Source organism: Paenibacillus sp. FSL R7-0313, from assembly GCF_037969885.1.
Lineage (GTDB): Bacteria > Bacillota > Bacilli > Paenibacillales > Paenibacillaceae > Paenibacillus.
In genome coordinates this window covers 103,709-124,618 of sequence record NZ_CP150219.1, presented here as the reverse complement: position 1 = coordinate 124,618, position 20,910 = coordinate 103,709, and the positions used below count along the sequence as shown (strand labels likewise).

At 46.4% G+C, this 20,910-nt stretch carries 16 protein-coding genes and 1 riboswitch; of the genes, 12 read left to right on the top strand and 4 right to left on the bottom strand.

Features of this window, described 5'->3' with window-relative positions:
• The first annotated feature begins 8 nt into the window (after positions 1-8).
• Complete coding sequence (locus NSQ38_RS00445; RefSeq protein WP_339786140.1) at positions 9-677, top strand: pectate lyase; 669 nt, start codon at positions 9-11, stop codon at positions 675-677.
• Positions 678-866: 189 nt separating this feature from the next.
• Here the strand turns inward: NSQ38_RS00445 and NSQ38_RS00440 are convergent, their stop codons facing one another.
• Positions 867-1,820, bottom strand: coding sequence for a copper amine oxidase N-terminal domain-containing protein (locus NSQ38_RS00440; RefSeq protein WP_339786137.1), 954 nt, complete (start codon positions 1,818-1,820; stop codon positions 867-869).
• A 160-nt stretch (positions 1,821-1,980) separates the two neighbouring features.
• Positions 1,981-2,091: riboswitch (TPP riboswitch) on the top strand.
• Between the two features lie 230 nt (positions 2,092-2,321).
• Here NSQ38_RS00440 and NSQ38_RS00435 point away from each other — a divergent pair.
• From NSQ38_RS00435 to NSQ38_RS00390, 10 genes are all read left to right on the top strand, one after another.
• Positions 2,322-2,915 carry an ECF transporter S component gene (locus NSQ38_RS00435; RefSeq protein WP_036672660.1) on the top strand — a complete coding sequence of 198 codons (594 nt, stop codon included), beginning with the start codon at positions 2,322-2,324 and terminating at the stop codon, positions 2,913-2,915.
• Complete coding sequence (locus NSQ38_RS00430) at positions 2,916-4,487, top strand: ABC transporter ATP-binding protein (protein WP_339786135.1); 1,572 nt, start codon at positions 2,916-2,918, stop codon at positions 4,485-4,487.
• Complete coding sequence (locus NSQ38_RS00425) at positions 4,462-5,256, top strand: energy-coupling factor transporter transmembrane component T (protein ID WP_339786132.1); 795 nt, start codon at positions 4,462-4,464, stop codon at positions 5,254-5,256. Before NSQ38_RS00430 ends, NSQ38_RS00425 begins: the two co-directional genes overlap by 26 nt.
• Positions 5,257-5,356: 100 nt before the next feature.
• Complete coding sequence (locus NSQ38_RS00420; protein WP_339786130.1) at positions 5,357-7,660, top strand: PQQ-binding-like beta-propeller repeat protein; 2,304 nt, start codon at positions 5,357-5,359, stop codon at positions 7,658-7,660.
• A gap of 131 nt (positions 7,661-7,791) precedes the next feature.
• The gene (locus NSQ38_RS00415) at positions 7,792-8,601 is read left to right on the top strand and encodes a methionine ABC transporter ATP-binding protein (protein ID WP_339786127.1); all 810 of its coding nucleotides are present in this window, start codon (positions 7,792-7,794) and stop codon (positions 8,599-8,601) included.
• A complete protein-coding gene (locus tag NSQ38_RS00410; protein ID WP_237176880.1) occupies positions 8,598-9,269 on the top strand; it encodes a methionine ABC transporter permease in 672 nt (223 codons plus the stop codon). The genes NSQ38_RS00415 and NSQ38_RS00410 overlap by 4 nt, the downstream gene beginning before the upstream one ends.
• Before the next feature lie 46 nt (positions 9,270-9,315).
• On the top strand, positions 9,316-10,173 hold the full coding sequence (locus tag NSQ38_RS00405; protein ID WP_339786124.1) for a MetQ/NlpA family ABC transporter substrate-binding protein: 858 nt from the start codon (positions 9,316-9,318) through the stop codon (positions 10,171-10,173).
• A gap of 375 nt (positions 10,174-10,548) precedes the next feature.
• Positions 10,549-12,507, top strand: coding sequence for a methyl-accepting chemotaxis protein (locus NSQ38_RS00400; protein ID WP_339790805.1), 1,959 nt, complete (start codon positions 10,549-10,551; stop codon positions 12,505-12,507).
• Positions 12,508-12,578: 71 nt separating this feature from the next.
• A complete protein-coding gene (locus NSQ38_RS00395; protein WP_036672654.1) occupies positions 12,579-12,884 on the top strand; it encodes a PAS domain-containing protein in 306 nt (101 codons plus the stop codon).
• A gap of 230 nt (positions 12,885-13,114) precedes the next feature.
• Complete coding sequence (locus NSQ38_RS00390; RefSeq protein WP_339786121.1) at positions 13,115-16,303, top strand: response regulator; 3,189 nt, start codon at positions 13,115-13,117, stop codon at positions 16,301-16,303.
• A 22-nt stretch (positions 16,304-16,325) separates the two neighbouring features.
• On the opposite strand, the gene NSQ38_RS00385 is transcribed toward NSQ38_RS00390, so the two are convergent.
• Positions 16,326-17,000: a response regulator transcription factor gene (locus NSQ38_RS00385; protein WP_091034665.1), complete on the bottom strand. Its 675-nt coding sequence runs from the start codon at positions 16,998-17,000 to the stop codon at positions 16,326-16,328.
• Between the two features lie 135 nt (positions 17,001-17,135).
• Positions 17,136-17,999 (bottom strand): helix-turn-helix transcriptional regulator, encoded by an 864-nt coding sequence (locus NSQ38_RS00380; RefSeq protein ID WP_339790803.1) that lies wholly within the window; start codon positions 17,997-17,999, stop codon positions 17,136-17,138.
• 138 nt (positions 18,000-18,137) lie between these two features.
• On the opposite strand from NSQ38_RS00380, the gene fabF reads away from it, so the two are divergent.
• Positions 18,138-19,376, top strand: coding sequence for a beta-ketoacyl-ACP synthase II (gene fabF, locus NSQ38_RS00375; protein ID WP_339786118.1), 1,239 nt, complete (start codon positions 18,138-18,140; stop codon positions 19,374-19,376).
• Between the two features lie 146 nt (positions 19,377-19,522).
• On the opposite strand, the gene NSQ38_RS00370 is transcribed toward fabF, so the two are convergent.
• Positions 19,523-20,752 (bottom strand): nitrate/nitrite transporter, encoded by a 1,230-nt coding sequence (locus tag NSQ38_RS00370; protein WP_339790801.1) that lies wholly within the window; start codon positions 20,750-20,752, stop codon positions 19,523-19,525.
• Positions 20,753-20,910: the final 158 nt, after the last annotated feature.

The following is a 20,910-nucleotide window of genomic DNA, read 5'->3' as shown; positions in this document are numbered from 1 at the left end:
ATAAAATTATGAAAAAAATATTGACGTTGTTGTTGTCCGCTGGTTTGGTTGCTTCCATATTTGGTGCAGTTCCGGTTGCTGCTGCACCTACAGTTGTTAATTCAACGATTGTTGTTCCAAAGGGCACGACCTATGACGGTCAAGGCAAAACATTTGTAGCCAATCCTTCCACATTGGGTGACGGTTCTCAAGCAGAGGGCCAGAAGCCAGTCTTCCGGCTGGAGGCAGGGGCCACGCTCAAAAATGTAAATATCGGATCACCTGCTGCCGATGGTGTTCACTGTTATGGTAACTGTAATATTTCGAATGTAGTCTGGGAGGACGTAGGCGAGGATGCTCTGACATTGAAGTCGGCTGGAACGGTTAATATTACCGGTGGGGCAGCGTACAAGGCTTATGATAAAGTATTCCAGATGAATGCAGCTGGAACAATTAACATCAAAAATTTCCGTGCAGATGATATTGGCAAACTGGTTCGACAAAATGGTGGAACTTCCTTCGCAGTTAATATGACGCTGGATAACTCCAACATTTCCAATGTGAAAGATTCGATTATGCGTACAGACAGCAGTGTATCTCAAGGGAAAATTACGAATACCCGCTATTCCAAAGTGCCAACCCTGTTTAAGGGATTTGCTTCAGGTAAGACCAGTCAATCCGGCAATACGCAATATTAAACAGGAGATTGAATCGCTGGAGTTGGTACAAGTTTAAGCTCCACGTGTGATTTGAAGTTAAAATATAACGCCAAAAAGAGCGTCCCAAGGTCATTGCCACACTGACTTTGAGGGACGCTTTTTGTAATGCGATGTCATAGTATAGTTCTTATCGTTCTGCTGAGCCATGTATTATAGCGGAGGCTCAAATTATTTTTCTCCCGGAACTTCAACGATGACTTTGCCTTTCTCGGGGGCAACAGAACCGGTATCAATAGAGCCCAATTTGTTCATGATCTCGTAAGAGGTTTCTTCAAGCATGCGAGAGTACTTGAATGATACGAGTGTTTGACCTGCTACGGAAGGACGAGTCCCTGCTTCAGCAACGGCTTTGGTTTTAATAAAGAACAGGTCACCGATGGTTCCAGCACTTTTGCTGATGTTGGCCTGCCATTGTAGTAGGGCACTTCCATTTTTGAGGATATAATAACTGATCAGATCGTTATCCTCAACAACGAAGAAACGATCTTTTTTGCCTTGTTCAAAAATGTATTCAATAGATGAATCCACTGGACCCAAAGGGTTGCGAATGTCCAGACGTGCTTGTCCCAGTTCAGAAAAGCGGGGCAGATGCAGTGCGGCTTCACGCGCCACAGTCAGATCGGAACTGTTATATTCTTTTACAATCGTAGCATCGGTAGTGTAAATGTAGGCTTCCTTGGCCTTCTGGTTCCACTGCACCTTGGCACCAAAAGCTTCACCGATGGCACGGAGCGGAAGCATCGCTTTACCATTCACCAGAATCGGCGCTGAGGATAATGTCGCATTCTGACCGTTTTTCTTCATTGTTTTGCTGTTAGGTGTAAGGACATACTTATCGCTGCCTGTATTAATGCTGATCTCTTTTGTTTTGTTATTGTAACCAAACGTATAGTTGCCGAGGAATTGAAGCTCCGTCAATGCCACGTACGTAATACCCTGCCGTATGACAACATCATATTGAGCTTGAACATTGTTAATATAAGCTGTCGGTTTAGGTTTGGTTGCTGCGGCTTCCGCCACAGTGGATGAGAGTAAGGCAGGTGCCGTGCCTGCGGTGAGTATCGAAGCGGCAAGGACCATTTTCCATGTTTTAAGCTGCCAAACAGAGTTGTAATCTTTCATCACTATCAATCTCCCTTCTAATGTTTAAGACGGACTACATAACCTAAATGTTTCATATTATGGAAAGTGAACCATCCGATGTCCTGTTCCCTGTTACCCCAAATAAAGCTTTTTCTAGGGATTGCCACAAATACCCATCTGATGTACATTAGAAGCAATGAAATAAGTGAACCGGGAGCTCAATGAAGTTGGGCTGAGAGAGTGGCCTTGTGCCGCTGACCGTACATCTGATCTGGGTAATGCCAGCGTAGAGAACATAGATTTGCGATATGTAAGGGTGAATTGTGGGGAATGAACGTGGATGAACATCTGACTCTTTGAACTGTGGTGATGTAGCTGCCAGGGCGGAGGGGTGCTGGTTGATATTCCGTATTTTCGACATCCATCCATTACATCATTGTGAGGATTGTACACTGTACGTAAGGCCTGCCCGGAACCGGGGAGGCTTTTTTCGTTTATTTTGATAACCCTCACAGGGAACAGAGGAAGGACGTAGAGAACATGGCAACAACAGCAGGCAACAAGCGATTGAAACTAACGGATATTCTGGTAACCATCGTGATCGCAGTGGTATTTGGGGTGATTTACAAGATATGGGGACCTACATATGACTTGATGAAACCATTTGGCGTTCATGCGGAGCAGATGATCTACGGCATGTGGTTTATGGCGGGCACGTTTGCTTTTGTTATCATTCGTAAACCAGGCGTGGCTATTCTTGCCGAAGTTGCGGCTTCAACGGTAAGTGCCTTTCTGGGCAGTGAATGGGGCATGTCCACACTTGTGTATGGTTTGTTGCAAGGGTTGGGAGCCGAGATATTCTTCGCCGCATTTTTGTATCGAAAAACCAATCTGTTTGTCACTTGTCTTGCAGCCATAGGAGCTGCAGCGGCTTCGCTTTTGCTGGATTATCAATACGGGTATATTGATTCACTCTCGGCTTGGAATTATACGTTATTTATCGGATTCCGCTTCATCGGAAGCATCTTGATTGCCGGAGTGTTTGCTTATTATCTCGCCAAAGCATTGGAACTGACCGGTGTAACACGCTCCCTCAGACCGGTATCCAAACAGGATTATGAGGCGTTGGATTAGATGAGCGGAGAGGGGAATTCGCAAGCGGTAAGTGTGACAAATCTAAGATGCAAGTTCCCGGGAGAGAAAGCCTTGGTATTTCAAGGCTTGTCTCTTTCTGTGCGTCAAGGAGAGAAAGTGCTGTTGCTTGGCCCGAGTGGCTCCGGTAAATCGACGTTATTGCAAATTCTGAGCGGTCTGATACCACGTTCGGTTGAGATTCCAATGAAATGTGATGATATTCAGGTTCCCGCCAAAGCAGGAGTGGTCTTTCAAGATCCGGATACCCAGTTCTGTATGTCCTTTACGGATGAAGAGATCGCATTTGTGCTGGAAAACCGAAATATTTCGCGTGAAGAGATGGCGGGTATGATTGAATATTATCTGGATCAGGTGGGGTTATCCTTTGAAAAGAATCGTGTATTAATCCAGTCCATGTCTCAGGGGATGAAGCAGCGTCTTGCGATTGCTTCGATGCTTGCCATGGACCCGGAGGTATTGTTTTTGGATGAACCCACTGCACTGCTGGATGATGAGGGTACTTCTCAGGTGTGGGATACCGTTAAACGGATCGCTAGTGATAAAACGATCATCATCGTTGAACACAAAATAAACAAGATTGTGGATATGGTCGACCGCATCATTGTGTTGTCACCTGAAGGAAAGATTGTGGCGGATGGGCCAGCGCAGCAGGTATTCACGGATGAACGAGGCAAGCTGAAGGCTTATGGAATCTGGTATCCAGGCATATGGGAGGAGCAAGAGCTGGCAGCTAAGGAAGAAGAGGGAAGTGCTTTTGGAGAGCTTCAAGTGTGTGTGGATCACGGCATCTCAAACTTGGAAGCACAGCAATCGTCTGGCTTATCCGTTACACCGGGTATATCCCCCATATCTCACGTCTCATCCTTATCACCTGGATCACCCACCTATCAGCCTGCACTGGACTTGAAGCAGTTCACCGGATGGCGTGGGAAAACACCCTTCATTCAGGTCGAGCAGGCCAAAGTATGGTATGGAGACTGGATTGGTATTGTCGGAGCTAATGGAGCTGGAAAGAGTTCATTGTTGTTATCTCTGATGAATATCCTGAAAACAACAGGTCATTATGAGGTTGTAGGCCAGCCTTCTGGCAAAACGGAGCAGCTTGCAGATCAAATCGCGTTTGTATTTCAGAACCCGGAGTTTCAATTTGTGACCAACACCGTCGCGGAAGAAGTGGAATTCTCATTGCTGGGGGGCAGGCTTACAACGGAAGAAAGACTTGTCAGGACTGATCATATGTTGAATCAATTTGGATTAATCGACCTGTCCGAGCGTCATCCCTACCAATTATCGATGGGGCAGAAACGACGCTTGAGCGTTGCCTCTGCACTGGTGAGAGAGCAGCGAATACTGCTGTTGGATGAACCTACTTTTGGACAGGATGCCCGCAATACGTTTGCCATGTTAGCACAACTGGAGCAATTGCGGAGAGAGGGAACAGCTATTGTTATGGTTACCCATGATCGTGAAATTGTAAAAAGATATTGCACCCGAATCTGGACGGTAGATGAGGGGAGGTTAACTGATGCAATTGTCGTTTCCTCACCGTGAAACCTGGCTTCATAACGTCAATCCGGGATTAAAGATGATCATTCTGACGATGATGTTTGTCATCGTTATCCTTATTCACAATCTGAATGTAATGGCCAATGTTGCTGTGGCGATGATGTTATTACTGTGCTGGACAGGTCACCCATGGTATAGATTGATCCTGTACGCGTCCCCATTCATTCTGGTGTTTATCTCCACATCTACAGGTATGATGATGTTTGGTAAGGGAGAGACCACATGGTATAAATGGGGACTGATTCACATAACCGAAGAGAGCTTTTATCGCGGTCTACACTTGGGTTTTCGCTCGCTGAGCATGGCGGCGGCTGGGTTACTCTTTGGTCTTACGACCAAGCCAGTACGGCTGTTTTATTCCCTGATGCAGCAGTGGAAGCTACCTGCAAAATATGCTTATAGTTTTCTGGCCGCGATGCGCATGATCCCAATTCTGCTGGATGAATTCCAGACGCTCCGTTACGCTATTCGCATTCGGGGGACACGGCAACGTGGTTCTCGCTGGAACGTGTATGGTACGCTGAAGCGTTACGCTATTCCGCTGCTGGCACAGAGCATTCGCCGTGCACAGCGAATGGCGGTAGCGATGGAAGCGAAGGGATTCACGGATGGGGCCAGCCGGACGTATTACATTCAGATTGGCTATTCCCGAGCTGATCTGTGGTTTGTATTTTATTATATCCTCACCTTAACAGCTGCTTATTACATCGGGGTTACCTTTCCTTATCATGCTACGATGGTGGATGTAAGGTAATACAGGGAGATAGAGAGAAATATATTGAGGTAACCGGTAACTTTTTCCTGTTTGCAGCGTCTATATGGAAATAACTTCTAATGGATGGGGATGAACGAGAGTGAAGACGGGTCCTGACTGGCAGAGAATGGGGTACAAGTGGATTACCATGACTGGATTATCAGCTGTACTGTTGACGGGATGGATACTCCTGGATTCCAAAATGGTTGTGCTTGGAGGACAAGCTTCGGTTACGACACCGCAAGCCTTGGGGGCAAGCCCTCAAGCTTTATCATCACAGTTAGCCTACAAACAAGGAGATATCATTACACTCATGAATGACATCCCTCTGTTCAAAAACAGGAGGGACGGCAGTGTGGCTGCTGACCAAATGGGAATTGAATATTATACAACAAAAAACGAAAAATATACGTTGGCCTCGGTTCGAGGCGAGTGGATGCAGCTTAAGTCAACCGATCATGGAGACTTCTGGCTGCCGAGTTGGTATGCATTGAAGGAGAGCAGAAGCATGACGGAAACAGCTCCCCAAAGCTTCACGCTCCAATCCGGCAGCAAGCTGTATCTGGCTCCAGACAGTGCTACAACCTGGTCTTTTGAGAAAGCGCTAACGGATAAGGCTGTTATTGTTGCAAAGTGGAAAGGATGGTACGGGGTCTCCATTGCCCCACGAGTCTGGAATAAAGAATCCTCCACGTATCGGCCAGGACTCTTCTGGATCAAGGCACAGGCTATAGAACAGCGGATGAATGTGGCTGATGGCTGGTTTAATCAGGAGGTATCGCTGCCAACTTTGGTTATACGCCATCTGACAGATATTAAGCTGAACAAGGCAACCACCTCCAAACAAGTGGCTGGGTGGTTAGGCGAGCCGGATTGGAAAGAGAGTTCTAGCAATCTAAATTTCACGGGTTATTCAATGAGTATTGGGCAGACCTGGAGATATGAGCGGGAAGATGCGCAATTCCTGGTCACGTTCAACAAGAATGGCAGACTGGTCAGAACACGCTGGAATTTAGCACAGGATAATCGAAATACTGTCGTTTCCGATTGGAACATCAGTCGGGCGGATGAATATGGGTTCACGACAAAAATCTATGGCACAACGCTGCCGACGACAATACCTTGGAAACCGGTATGGACGAACCAGGGAGATATTAACTACACTTTTTTACAAGCAGCCACGGATGATGTACTCCTGATGAAAGGCGATGACGGTGGATTTAGCGGAGGTTACTACGAAGGTTCCATATATGCTCTTGACCGACATTCGGGCCAGAAATTATGGGGGATTAATGGGGGCTTTGGAAGACAGCAGGCAGAGGTGGATGCAGAGCGTAAATACGTTACAATCTACACCGATTATGACCCTGATAAGAAAAAATACGTGGATCGTATTCGTCATCTGAACTTGAAGAACGGAAAGGTCACGTGGACGTACACCCCTAGGCAAAATTTTAGACTTAATGGTATCACCGCTGCTAAGAACGTTGTGGTTGTGGATAACCCGGTTGTTGAGAGCTCAAGCAACAGTTGGTTAACGGTTCTGGACAGTGCAAACGGAAAAACATTGTGGACGCGAAAACTGGCTACGGGTTATGAATTATTGAACAAGAGTGCAGATGACCCCTATGTGTTGTATTGGGAAAAGAATAAGCTGGTTGCAGTCGATCCGCAATCAGGGCGAACCGTATGGAGCTTAAAGGGCAAACGATCCACCATAGAACAATTTTGGAATGATCCATATACTGGTGGAATTGAACGTCTTGATCCCTTTGCAACCACGAATGCTGAAAGATGGCTATCACTAGATAATCAGTGGTTTCTGCTTGATCTGAAGACGGGGAAAAAGCTTGCCCAATTCCCTGCTCGGGTAGGACAGCGATTTGAGGAGCTGAATGATGGCATGTTGTTGATCCGTGAGAACAAAAACGGCGATCATTACGGAGAATATGAAGATTTTACAACTAGCCTGTATGATGCCAAGACAGGCAAAACCCGCTGGACGCTCAAGGGCAAGATTGAACGAGGACTGGTGGAAGAGAATCAGTTGTATGTGATTAAGAATGGCTACCCGGCGGCTGTGGATTATAAAACGGGGGAGACGCGTTGGAATGCCAAAGATACGATTGCAACACTAAGGCATCCGACGAATCAGGGAAGTTATCTAGTCATTGATGATCATTTGCTGTTGCCCATGGACGAGAATTTGCTCGTAATGAATAAAAATAATGGAGCACTGTTAGGTCGTGTACATGATGTTGTGATGGGAAACCCGGAGCATCGCGACCGGGATGCGAAGAATGGAACGATCAACCGGATCGGCAATGAAGTGTACGTGGGTTCGTCCAACGGACGTTTTCGTGTATATGAAGCCAGCCGCCTGCACGAGGCAATCTCACCTTAAAAGCTTGTCTCATCAGGGATGTTGATTTATTATAAATGAACAGGATTGCTCGCGCTCCGGTTATCGGCTGTGCGGGCTTTCTTCATGTGTTCTTGAAGAACCATGCATGATCATTCACGGGAGGACTCTCCATGATCTCATTATATGGTGTAAGCAAACGTTATAACGAGCGCGGTTCCCGTGCAGATCAGGGGTTCGAAGCATTAAGCTCGGTGTCCCTCGAAGTGGGACAAGGCGAAATACATGGCATCATCGGATCGAGTGGTGCGGGTAAATCCACGCTTCTGCGAATGCTCAACGGATTGGAAAAGCCGGATGATGGTGAGGTTGTTGTGAATGGGCAGCACCTGACCCAGATGAATGAACAGAGTCTGCGTCAGGCACGAAGATCCATTGGCATGATCTTTCAACACTTCAATCTGGTCAGTAACCGAACGGTGAGTGGCAATGTCTGCATGCCGCTGGAACTGGCGGGTATATCTCGTGCGCAGCGAGTTGAACGTGGACTTGAGGTACTGCGGTTTGTTGGACTGGAAGACAAGGCAGATCAATATCCTGCTCAGCTTAGTGGAGGACAGAAGCAGCGTGTGGCGATTGCACGGGCGCTCGCCAGTCGTCCGGATGTGCTGCTCTGTGATGAACCGACCTCTTCGCTTGATCCACAGACCACAAACGGTATCCTGGATGTGCTGCGTCATGTCAATGAAACGCTGGGCGTGACCATTGTTGTAGTGACGCATGAGATGGAAGTGGCTCGCAGACTATGTCACAGGATATCCGTCATGAAGGATGGGCGACTCGTTCGTACGTTGTCTAAAGCGGAAGTGAGCAGTATCCCTGCTCCACAGCCTGATCTGCTGACCTCCTTGCTTGCGGGTGACGAATACGGGATGACAGGTTCGTCTTTGTTCCGTCAGGCAGAACAGGAGGACAAGTCATGAGGTTACCTGAGTCTGTGCTGAAGTATCAGCATGAGATATGGCAGGCGATCGGAGAGACTTTTGTCATGGTGGGCATCTCCATTGCGGCAGCTGTTCTGATCGGGTTACCTCTGGGTACACTGCTGTACTTATTCCGGAGAGGACAACGGTATCAGAATCAAACGCTGTCTTTTGTACTCGGCAGTATCGTCAACATCGTTCGTTCGTTTCCGTTCTTACTGCTGGTTGTATTCATGATTCCATTCACACGGATTGTCGTGGGAACGTCCATAGGTACGCTGGCGGCAACCGTGCCACTCTCGGTCATTGCGATTGCCTACTACGCCAGACTGGTGGAACAAGCGTTGCTGGATGTACCTAGGGGAGTGGTTGAAGCTGCTGCTTCCATGGGGGCATCGACGATGCAACTTGTGGTGAAATTCTTGTACGTGGAGGCACGATCTGGCCTTGTACTGGGACTCACGACAGCTACGATTAGCTTCATCTCCTACTCGACGGTGATGGGCATTGTAGGTGGCGGAGGGGTTGGCGATTTTGCCATTCGCTACGGTTATCAGCGCTTCGAAACGGAGATTATGGTATTTACGATCATCATTATGATTATCCTGGTACAGATGATCCAATTCACAGGCAGCAGACTGTCCCACTGGCTGGATCGCAGATCCTGAACGGTTGGACCGCGCATTATCACGAATAACCAATACAGATTATACGATGAGGGGTAGACATGAAATGAAAGCAAAAATGATGCTTATGTTGCTTGCAGTAATGCTGGTTGTAGCTGCTTGTGGCAAAAAAGAAGAAACACCTGCGGCTGAAGGAACGAAGGAAGACACACAAGCTGCACAAGAAGTTACGCTGAAAGTGGCCACATTGATTCCGCCGATGACAGACGTACTGGATATTGTTAAACCGCTATTGAAGGAAGATGGCGTCAACCTGGAAGTTGTTGTACTGTCCGATAACGTTCAACCAAATACGGCACTCGCGAACAAGGAAGTGGATGCAAACTTCTTCCAACACGTGCCTTACATGACTCAGTATAATGAAGCGAACAATGCGAACCTGGTGGCCGTGCAGCCTATCTATAATGCCATCTATGGGGGCTACTCCAAAAAGTACAAAACGATTGAGGAATTGCCAGAAGGTGCAACGATTGCAATTGCAAACGATCCTTCCAACATTGGTCGCTCTCTTGTGATGCTGGAGCAGAACGGGTTGATTAAGCTGAAAGAGGGCGTAGGTTTTAACGCCACACAGGCAGACATCACCGAGAATACAAAGAACTTCAAGTTTGAGGAAGTGGACTTGTTGATGCTGGCTCGCATGATGGATGATGCTGATCTGGTAGCCATGACACCTGCATATGCAAGTCCGCTCGGTCTTACACCGAAAAAGGATGCATTGTTAACCGAGAAGGATGATTCCCATTTTGCGATTACCCTGGTTGCTCGTGAGGATAATAAGGACTCCGAAGCGATCCAGAAGTTGGCTAAACGCATGGCGGGTCCAGAGGTCAAAGCCTTCTTTGAAGAGAAATACGCCGATATTGCGATCCCGGCATTTAAATAGAGAATACGTTGGTCCAATACTAATAGCCTTTAGATCTGAGCGATAACGCTTGGATCTTTTTTTTTGTCATCTGCGTGCTTATTAACAAGTATTTAGAAAGTTAACAATTTGGTCATATCCCCGGAACACTTTATTTAATAGTTTTTTCGTATAATTTGTTTGAAAATAGTTCTTTTGGATTATAAATTAAGAGATTTGTTCGAGTTTTTTAGTGTAAAAAGTGTTTTTTACAAGAATGGAGACCTAGTTTTTTAGAAAGATGGTTTACAATCTATGAGAGCTTTACAAGAGTTAGATCAAGTAAATCTAAAATTAATCTGGAAGAGGTAGAGAAATTTGTCCCAAAAAAATAGCAAATCGAATTGGTTCAACAAGATGCATAATAACTTTAAGACGAAGTTGATCGTGTCCTTTATTGCTTTCCTGGCCATTCCATCGTTCAGTATTGGAGTTTTATCGTATAACAGTGCAAAAGATGAAGTGGAGAAGCAAATTTTACATAGTGCGATGGAAAACGTGAACCTTGCCAGTGCAACGATTGATCTTTCGATCAATGCCAAGCGGAATCATATTGAATACTATGCGAATACACTTGCAGAGCAATTACGACAAGAAGATGCCGAAGTTCGGGTTGTGAATGAATTGAAGGGGTACGCTGCGCAGAACACCGATATCATCACCATAGGTGTGGGAACAGAAGCCGGTGTGTATCTGATGTCCTCTGATGCAGAGATGCCCAAGGATTACGATCCCCGAGTAAGACCATGGTATACCGAAGCAATGGGAAATCCAGAGCAGGTCATTGTTACAGACCCTTATATTTCAGCCGAGACAAACGAGATCACCATCACCATCGCCAAGGCATTGAATGACCAATCTGGTGTAGTCCAGCTGGATCTGAATCTGTCGAATATCAGCACCTTGGTGAGTGGAATTAACGTGGGAGAACAGGGATATCTGATTCTATTGGATGCCAGCGAAAAGTATATCTATCATCCCACGGTAGAACCCGGAACAGATGCAACAGAGGATTTTTGGAAACCGGTGTATGCGAATGAATCGGGGAACTTCAACTATACCTTTGATCAGGTTGACAAGGTCATGTATTACGCCACGAATGCATCCACGGGATGGAAGGTCGCTGGCACCATGTTCTCCTCTGAAGTAGAGGATGCCGCTGCACCTATTCTGAATCGAACGATTATGGTCATCGTTTCTTGTCTTGTCATCGGGATTTTGATCATCTGGCTGGTGATGCGATCGATTGTTAAACCGATCCGTCAATTGAAGGATCAGGCGATTCAGGTGAGCGAAGGGGATCTGACCCAGACCATTACAAGCACAAGTCATGATGAAATAGGTGAACTGAGTGATGCCTTTGGCAAAATGCAGCACAATCTGCGTGTGTTGATTCAAAATGTGGAGAACAGCGCCAGTCAGGTAGTCATTTCATCGGATGAAATGACTCAGAGCGCAGAATCAACCAGTGCAGCCAGTGAGCAGGTAGCGCGAGCCATTCAGGAAATTGCGAGTGGTGCGGAGAAACAGACTCAGGGTATCGAACATAACCATCAGGCCATGAATGAAATTACGATTGGTATTACAAGAATCGCCGAACGTTCCATACATGTCGCTGATTTGGCGAAACATACAACCGTACAAGCAGAAGAAGGCGGTAACACCGTCAAGCAGACGGTGAGTCAGATGCAATCGATTCAAGAGACGGTAGAACAGACAAACCAGTTGATTCAGGCGTTATATGAACGATCACACCAAATTTCAGCGATCACGGAGTTAATCGGAAATATAGCCAAACAGACAAACCTGCTCGCGCTGAACGCATCCATTGAAGCTGCTCGTGCAGGTACACATGGCAATGGATTCGCCGTTGTAGCAGCAGAGGTTCGCAAGTTGGCAGAGCAATCCGGGCAGTCCGTCAATGAAATCACCGTGCTGACTACGGCAGTACAGGAAGATATGGCTGCTTCCGTTCGCATGATGGAGAAGGTGACTTCAGAGGTTGGAGAGGGTATGGACATCTCTACAGAAGCGATTCGGAAGTTTGAACGTATTCTGGATAGCATGCGGGAAACGACACCTCAGATTGAAGAGATTGCTGCCACGTCGCAAGAGATCACAGCAGGTGTACAGGAAGTATCTGCTGTATCCAATGAGTTGGCAGGCATTGCGTCAGGCAACGCCGCAACTTCCGAAGAAGTGGCCGCTTCCTCAGAGGAGCAACTGGCAGCAATGGAGCAGATTTCTGCCTCGGCTCGTGGCTTATCTACCCTGGCTGAAGAGCTACAGCGCCTGATTAGACAGTTTAAGTATTAAACGGGATCGTAGAAGGGAGTATCACACAGGGACAGCATCACATCATGTTTCATTAGAGGGAGTGGACAACCATGCAACTGGAACTCAAAGCCTTCTTACTGCTAACGGATGCGGTCATGATTACGGATGAGGAGGGTGTGATTCTGGATGTGAATTCCGTTTATGTAACCAAAACAGGATTCTCACGGGAGAGCACCATAGGTCAGCCTGCCCGATTGCTAATGGATACCCACTGGAGAGGCAATCAGACCTGGTCGGGCGTAGCCAAACTGATGAAGGCTGATCAGGAAGTGTGGGAAGCCCAAGTTACGATTACATCGGTTCATTTGGATGATTCTCTTTTTTATATCAGCATATTTAATGATGAATTTTCATGAAAAAAAATCGTTGTTTGGTGATAAGGGTATGTTAGCTGAAATTAGTAATTATTTTCAAGAAAATGGTCAATATCGTCAATTGAATAAGGGAGCCTGGCATACTATGATTTGTGTACTGAGGAACTGCGACCATGAATCGGACAACATTCATTGAATGCATGAAATCCTGAAGTCGTAATGTGGACGGTGACCATTTGCTACGCGATCTTGTATTAAATTTCACGCTAATTTTGATCTTTGTTTTCCTAATTCATCACTATCTGAACCATACAAATGCTACCCGTTCAACATCCATCACGACTCGGATCATTATTGGTATTACGCTGAGCATGTTGGGCACGGCGCTCTATTATTTCTCTATTGTGCTTGAGGATGGTACATTGTTGAATTTCCGGGCCAGTGTGTATCTGCTTGCTGCTTATTTTGGTGGGAGTGGCTCTGCGTTCGTTACTTTTGCATTCATGTGGATTTTTCGGATTAATATGGGGCGTAATCCCTTGTTGGAGAACTGGCAGTATGCGTTGACAGAGTTGTTATTTGTTGTAGCCATATGTCTGATCTTTAAGTATATCAGGGGATTTATGCAGAAGTGGTTGTCCGGAGCGTTGCTGCTGATTACTGTGTATGAACTTTCTGTACTAAAGACAAATTCTCCTTCTCTGCTAACGATGGGGCAGATTCTCTTTTTTCAATGTATCTGCCTGCTGTCCGTTATATTATTCCTGTATTATCTGAACCAAAATCATCGATATAGGAGATTGGTCATTCAGAGGGATCAGGAAATGCTGGAGATGCTTCGGATGCAGCCTGGTTTTACTTTTAAAATCCGAAAACAGAACGGAAAATTCGAGTATCTTGTGCTTGAGGGAGAGATGCTCTCCCGACTGGGCTTGGATATGAGTAGTTTGAAGCAAGATTACAAACTGGGCACATTGGATATTTTACCTCAGGAAAAGGTAGAATTTCTGCGAAAGCAGTTTAACCGGGCATGGGAAGGGGAATCTTTTTTTTACGAGATTGAGCATGGAGGTTACTATTCGTTGGTGAACGTTCGCCCTCTGCGAGAAGAGGGCGTGGTGAAATATGTCGTGGGATATGGACTTGATATTACGGAACACAGAGCGGTTAAACGAAGGATTCAAGAAAGTGAGGAGCGATATCGAACACTTGAGCGAGTGTCGGCAGACTGGTTTGTCGGATTGGATAACAACAGATGTATTGTGTCGGTTAATCAGAAATTTCTGGATGTTCTCGGTCTCGGCAGGCAGGAAGTGATTGGGCGTCAGCTTGAAGAATTGTTGTTCATTGAGCAGCTGGAGAACTGGTTGTTCGTTTTCCAAAAAGCCTTACATCACAATATAGCACAGGATACGGAACTGAGTTTCATTGTTGGAGAAGGTCATGAGCAGCAGGTTCGGGTTCACCTATACCCTGTTAAAGTATTAAACTCGAGTGAGAAAATTAAGGCAGTCATTCATGACATTTCGGATCACTATAGACGTGTTAAGGCCGACAAAGCAAGCCAGGCGAAGAGTGAGTTTCTCGCATTCATGAGCCACGAGATTCGTACCCCACTGAGCGGTATTATCAACTTTTCGGTGTTGCTTCAACGAACGGATCTATCTCCACAACAAAAGGATTATTTGAGTAAAATCAACGCGTCCTCCCAAACCTTGCTTGCCCTCGTAAATGATATTCTTGATTTTTCAAAAATAGAGGCAGGCAAGCTGATGTTGGAGAAGGTCTCTTTTTCACCAGAGGAAGTGATCAAACGTGTGGCAGATCAGATCGGTGTGGCTATTGGGCACAAAGATATCGAAGTGATCTTTACAACCGATCCCGATCTGCCGTTAACGGTAATTGGTGATCCATTCCGACTTGAACAGGTGTTATTGAATCTTCTGAGTAATGCGATTAAATTTACGGAGCATGGATATGTAACGTTGCAGGCAGAGGTTCTTTCATTGGAGACGGAGCGAGTTCATGTCCGTTTTGAGGTAGAGGACACGGGAATCGGAATGTCACCCGAACAATTGGAACGGCTCTTTGTCCCGTTTACTCAAGCGGAACCCTCGACGTATCGAACATATGGTGGCTCTGGTCTTGGGCTGGTCATCTGTTACCTTCTGGTCACCTCTTTGGGAGGAAGCTTGCGGGTGGATAGTGTGCTCGGAGAGTACAGTCTGTTTTCATTTGACTTGATATTTGAACTCGCAGATTCGGAAGAAGAAAGTTCCTTCCTGCAAACATACCCTCTTCTATATTCTGCCGATGATGTGGTTATCGTTGAAGAAGATGAACGAATGGCCGAAAATCTGAAGCAGTTACTCTACTCATTCGGAATGAAGCCGAAGCTGTATCCTTCGTTGAACCATATGATGAAAAGTGATTGGTATGTTCCTCATGTAGATGGGGCAAGTTCCATGTTGATGATGATGGATATGGATGCAGAGGACACCGTCCACGATTCGTCATGGGACAGCTTCATGAAGCGATTGAATCGAACCAAATTTCAAATGGTGGGTTATACCCATGCTTTTAGTGAAAATGCCCTGTGGAGTGCGGAGAAATCCTTTCGCCCGGATCTCATGATGATCAAACCGATTACTCGTCTGGGATTGTTCGAAGTGTTACTTGCACTTCAGGGTGAAGGGCCATTGGAGAAAAAGCGGATGATAGAAGGCGATGAATCTTATTTGCTTAAATCCAAAGGGCACATTCTAATCGCTGAAGATCATGAAATCAATCAACTGGTCATTCGGGCCATGCTGGAACATACCGGATTCAAGGTGACGCTGGCAGACAGTGGCACAGAGGTTTTGAAGAAATTGGACGAACATACATGGGAACTGATCCTGATGGACCTCTATATGCCAGATATGAACGGAATTGATGCAACGCGACACATTCGCAAGATGAGGAAATATGATCGTACACCCATTATCGCGCTTACAGCGAATAGTTTAAAAAGCGACCATGAATTATATCTTGAAGCAGGCATGAATGCCATATTGACTAAGCCCATACATGAACAACAGATCGCAGACATTTTGGAAATATGGATTGATCTAAAAGGCATAAGGGAGATCAATGGAATTGATGCAGATAAGGCGATCAGACAGATGGACGGCAAGCCGCATATTTTGCAATATGCGCTTACGAAATTCAGAATGGAGTATGGCTCGTTTCAGAAAAAACTGGCGATTCAACTTCAGCAACAGCAGATTGCTGATGTCATTCGTAGTGTTCATTCTCTTCGAGGCGTAGCTGCGAATCTGCATGCAGTGGACCTGATGTGTGCGGTTCTCCAATTGGAATCGCTCTTGTCCCGTCCGTTATTTAAAGAAGATGAACTGCGTTCAGTATTGGAGAAGGTACAACAGGAAATTGATAAAATCACCGAGTCCCTGCCATGGTGATCGGAATGAAGCTGTGTTTGTTTTAAGGTGTGAACTTATATCCGACCCCCCAGATGGTTTGAATGTATTGGGGGTTTTTTGGATTGTCCTCAATTTTTTTACGAAGCTTGGTAATGTGCACATCGATGGTGCGATCATTAATGTACGCATCAATACCACGAATGGCTTCAATCAGGGCATACCTACTGTAGACCTTGCCAGGATTGAGAATAAACAGCTTCATGATCTCAAATTCGGAAAACGTCATCTCTACGCGCTGGTTATTCAACAGAACAGTTCTTCGGGCCAGATCGAGAGATATTCCGGATTCCTGTTCAGTGACAACAGAGCTGTTCAATATGGAGTAGCGGCGCAATACGGCCTCAATACGTGCCTTCAGCTCCTGCATGCTGAAAGGTTTACATACATAGTCATCAGCACCATCTGTTAATGATCGAATCCGCTCAGAAACCTCGGTTAACGAAGAGATGACAATAATGGGGATTGCCGTATGCTGGCGCATGAGAGAACAAGGATTCTTATTACCCGAATCAGGGAGCATCAAGTCAAGAAGCAGGATATCAGGCCGCGCTTGAAGCTGTAGAAGACCATCTCTTGCGTTATCGACACGGATAACATCATACCCTTCACCTTGCAAATACAAGGATAATGTATCGCCTAACATGTTGTCGTCCTCTATGATAAGCACTTTCGTCATGATATTCCTTTCTGAACCCCCTTCTTGTAGAAGGACTAAGATCCATGAATTACTTAATATACCTGATATTTAAAACATGCAACATGAGGAAGTCAAGACTCTAACATGACTCCAAGAAGTTGAGAGACTCCGAATTTAATGCTTGCCAAGATGTGGATCAGTTTCACGCTCGATCAGGCGCATCAGTTTGCGCTCGGTAGCGCTCTCTGGCGCAGGGGTGTAGACACTGCAACGAAGATCGGAACTACCCTGAACCTGCAACGAAGTCAGATCAAACAACATTTTGCCTGCTTTGGAATGTCTAAATTCGATTAATACGTCCGGGGCACTGCTGACACTGCTTTGTTTCCAAAGGGTATGAAAATCAGGATGTCTGTTCATCATGTCATCCAGAAATAAATTATACCATTCATCATCAACGTACTGGCCATAGTAAGCACGAAAAATCGCCAGAAATCCGCTAACAAAATCCTCCCAGTTCACCGCGAGCCTGCGAAACTCCTTTCGATCAAATAACAGACTGATCATATTCCGCTGTTCGGGGGCAATCTGTTCAAAATCCATAAAAACATGCCGGGCTGCATCATTCCAGCCGACAATGTAACAACGCCGATCCGAGATCACGGTAGGGCAGTGGTGAAGCTCTTGTAAAATTTTCTGCAAGGAAGGGTGAAGTTGAACCGGTTCTTCTTCCAGTGTGGGCAGCTCCGTATAATGGTCCATGGCGAGCGAAAATAGATACTTTCGTTCATCTGCAGTAAGCCTCAGTGCCGAAGCAATGTTATCCAACACGGAATGGGATACCTGAATATCCCGACCTTGTTCAAGCCAGGTATACCATGTTGTACTCACTCCTGCCAGTTGGGAAACCTCTTCTCTTCTCAGCCCAGGCGTTCTTCTCCGACTTCCAGTGGGTAAACCGACCGATTCGGGAGAAATTTTGGAACGCTGTGTTTTCAGAAAAGTGGACAATGCCTGTAACCTGACATCGTAGTTCACTCCATCACCTTCAATCCTCGTTATCATGGTAGTCATTATACTATTATAATTGACAACTTGTAATAGGATATTCAAAAGTGCACTATTAGTGGCAGAGCGTAAGAATAAGGTGGACAACAGCGCTGAAGGAGGATGGACATGGAACGAGTCGTGATTACAGGTATGGGAGTCATCTCTCCTTTGGGAAATGATGTACATACATTCTGGAATGGATTAATTGAAGGTAGATCAGGTGTATCGCCTATAGAACATTTTGATACAGCTTTGTACAAAACCAGAATCGCTGGTGTAGTCCGTGATTTTGATGGTGAAGAGCGTTTTGGACGCAAGGAAGCAAGGCGTATGGATCGATTCGTTCAATTTGCTGTTGCTGCTGCGGATCAGGCTGTATCACAATCGGGTCTTGTGATGGATGAATTGGACCGTGAACGGGTAGGTGTATATATTGGTTCAGGCATAGGCGGCATCCAGACATTGATGGAACAAGGCAAGGTCCTGTCTGATCGGGGACCTGCGCGAGTCAGCCCAACACTGGTACCGATGATGATATCCAATATGGCGGCAGCTATGGTCAGTATGAGGTTTGGTTGCTGGGGGCCGACATTGTCACCAGTAACAGCTTGTTCCATTGGCAATACAGCCATTGGAGAGGCTTTCCGGTTAATTCGTCATGGCGGAGCTGATGTCATTATTGCCGGCGGGACAGAAGCGGCTGTAACGGAAGTGTCACTGGCAAGCTTTGGTAATGCAACAGCGTTGTCAACAAGAAATGAAGCGTTCCAAGCAGCAAGTCGTCCATTTGATGCGGGGAGAGACGGTTTTGTCATGGCGGAGGGCGCTGGAATTCTGGTTGTTGAGTCACTGTCTCATGCACTGGGAAGAGGGGCGAATATTCTTGCCGAAGTGATTGGATATGGTGCCAGTTCAGATGCGTATCATATGGTAGCTACCCACCCGGAAGGGCGGGGTGCATATCTGGCGATGAAAGCAGCACTGAAAGAAGCTCAGATTGAGCCTGAAAACATTGATGTGATTAATGCTCATGCCACCAGTACGGAGGCAGGTGATCTGTCTGAGACGAGAGCGATTAAGCAACTTTTCGGGACAGGTGCCTATGATATTCCGGTCACAGCGAATAAGTCCATGACGGGACATATGCTTGGTGCAGCTGGTGGTGCGGAGGCGATCTCACTTATTCAAAGTCTGCGGCATGGCATCATTCCTCCAACAATCAATCAGGAGCAGAGTGACCCTGAATGTGATCTGGATTATGTACCAAACGAGGCAAGAAAAGCGGATTTGCGGATTGGGATGTCTAATTCCTTTGGTTTTGGCGGTCATAATGCGGTTATTGTTCTTCAAAAATATTCTTCTTAAGCCAAAAAGAAAAAGCAGCTTTAAGCAGAAAGAAAGCCGTAACCAAAGAAACAGCGCTGCCTGATGGGGCAACGCTGTTTCTTTGGTTACTTATGGATCACTCGTAAACACCGTACCATTGGTTAACGGCCAAGTGGTTGTACGCCTCAGGAAGAGAGGGATGTTGATTCCGCCATGCCTTTGCTGCCCCGATTCAACCAGCTCATACGCCAGCGGGATTGCATGAAGAGAACCAGGAACAGGGAAGCTGCTGCAATCAGGCTAAGAATGACAAAACCTGGTGTATAGGATTGATAACTGCTATACAGTTGACCGATAATCAGTGGCAGTGCATACCCGCCCAATCCGCCAGCGGCACCTACAATACCTGTCATCAGACCAATCTCGTTACCGAAGCGTTGGGGAACCAGTTGGAACACCGAACCATTTCCGGCTCCCAGACACATCATGCCGAGGAACAACATGACTACCACAACGGGAAGTGGTGGCATGAAGGATACACCGATCAACATGATACAGGCTCCTGTGTACAGGAAAGTTAGCATGCGGGTTCCGCCAATTTTGTCCGCCAAGTACCCCCCAACAGGTCGGAAGAAACTGCCTGCGATTACACAGAAGGTGGTAATGTCTGCGGCACGAACAGGAGAGAGTCCATACTGGGTGTTGAAGAAGATGGTGAGATAGTTACATAATCCAACGAAACCACCAAAGGTTACACAATAGAAGGCACAGAATACCCAAGCATCTTTTTGTTTAAGCAGACTTCCATATTGAGACAATTTCTTGGGTTCAGGCCGGTTAGGGCTATTCTTGGCAAAGATAGAAAACAGAATAAATACGATAGCAATCGGTATAATAGCAAGTCCGAACACAATTTCCCAGCTGCCAAAATGCGTAGCCAAGCGATTGGCAAACAACGTCGCGAGTACGGTTCCGCTGTTACCCGCTCCGGCAATACCCATGGCCAGACCCTGATGCTCCTTGCCATACCATTGGCCTGCCAGAGGTAGCGCAGCAGCAAATGAGGCGCCCGCGACACCAAGCAAGAGTGCCACCACGTACAGTTGGCTTAAAGAGTCGACCCATAACCAGCCGAGTAATAAAGGAACTAAGGTGACGAGCATCCCGATCTGTGCGGTCAGTTTCGGACCAATATAATCAGACATGAAGCCAAGCACAAGGCGCAGGATGGAGCCGCCGAGAATAGGCAATGCGACCAGATTGGCCTTTTCCAGCGGAGTCATCGGATAGTCCAATGCAATGACAACTGCGAGTGGACCCAGCATCCCCCATATCATAAAACTGATGTCAAAATACATAAACGCCCCGAAGAGGGTGGGCTTATGCCCGCTTTTCCAAAAACTTTTGCTCTCCATCATCCATCATCGCTCCTCATCCAATTGAGATCTTCGTGATTTGTCTATGTGCGTGTTAAGGCAGAAAAAGGCCGCAATTCGTCCAGATATGAACGATTTGCGGCCCCGTTGCCGACAGGCGGTACACGTCATTGTGTTCCCGCATCTGAGTTGATCAC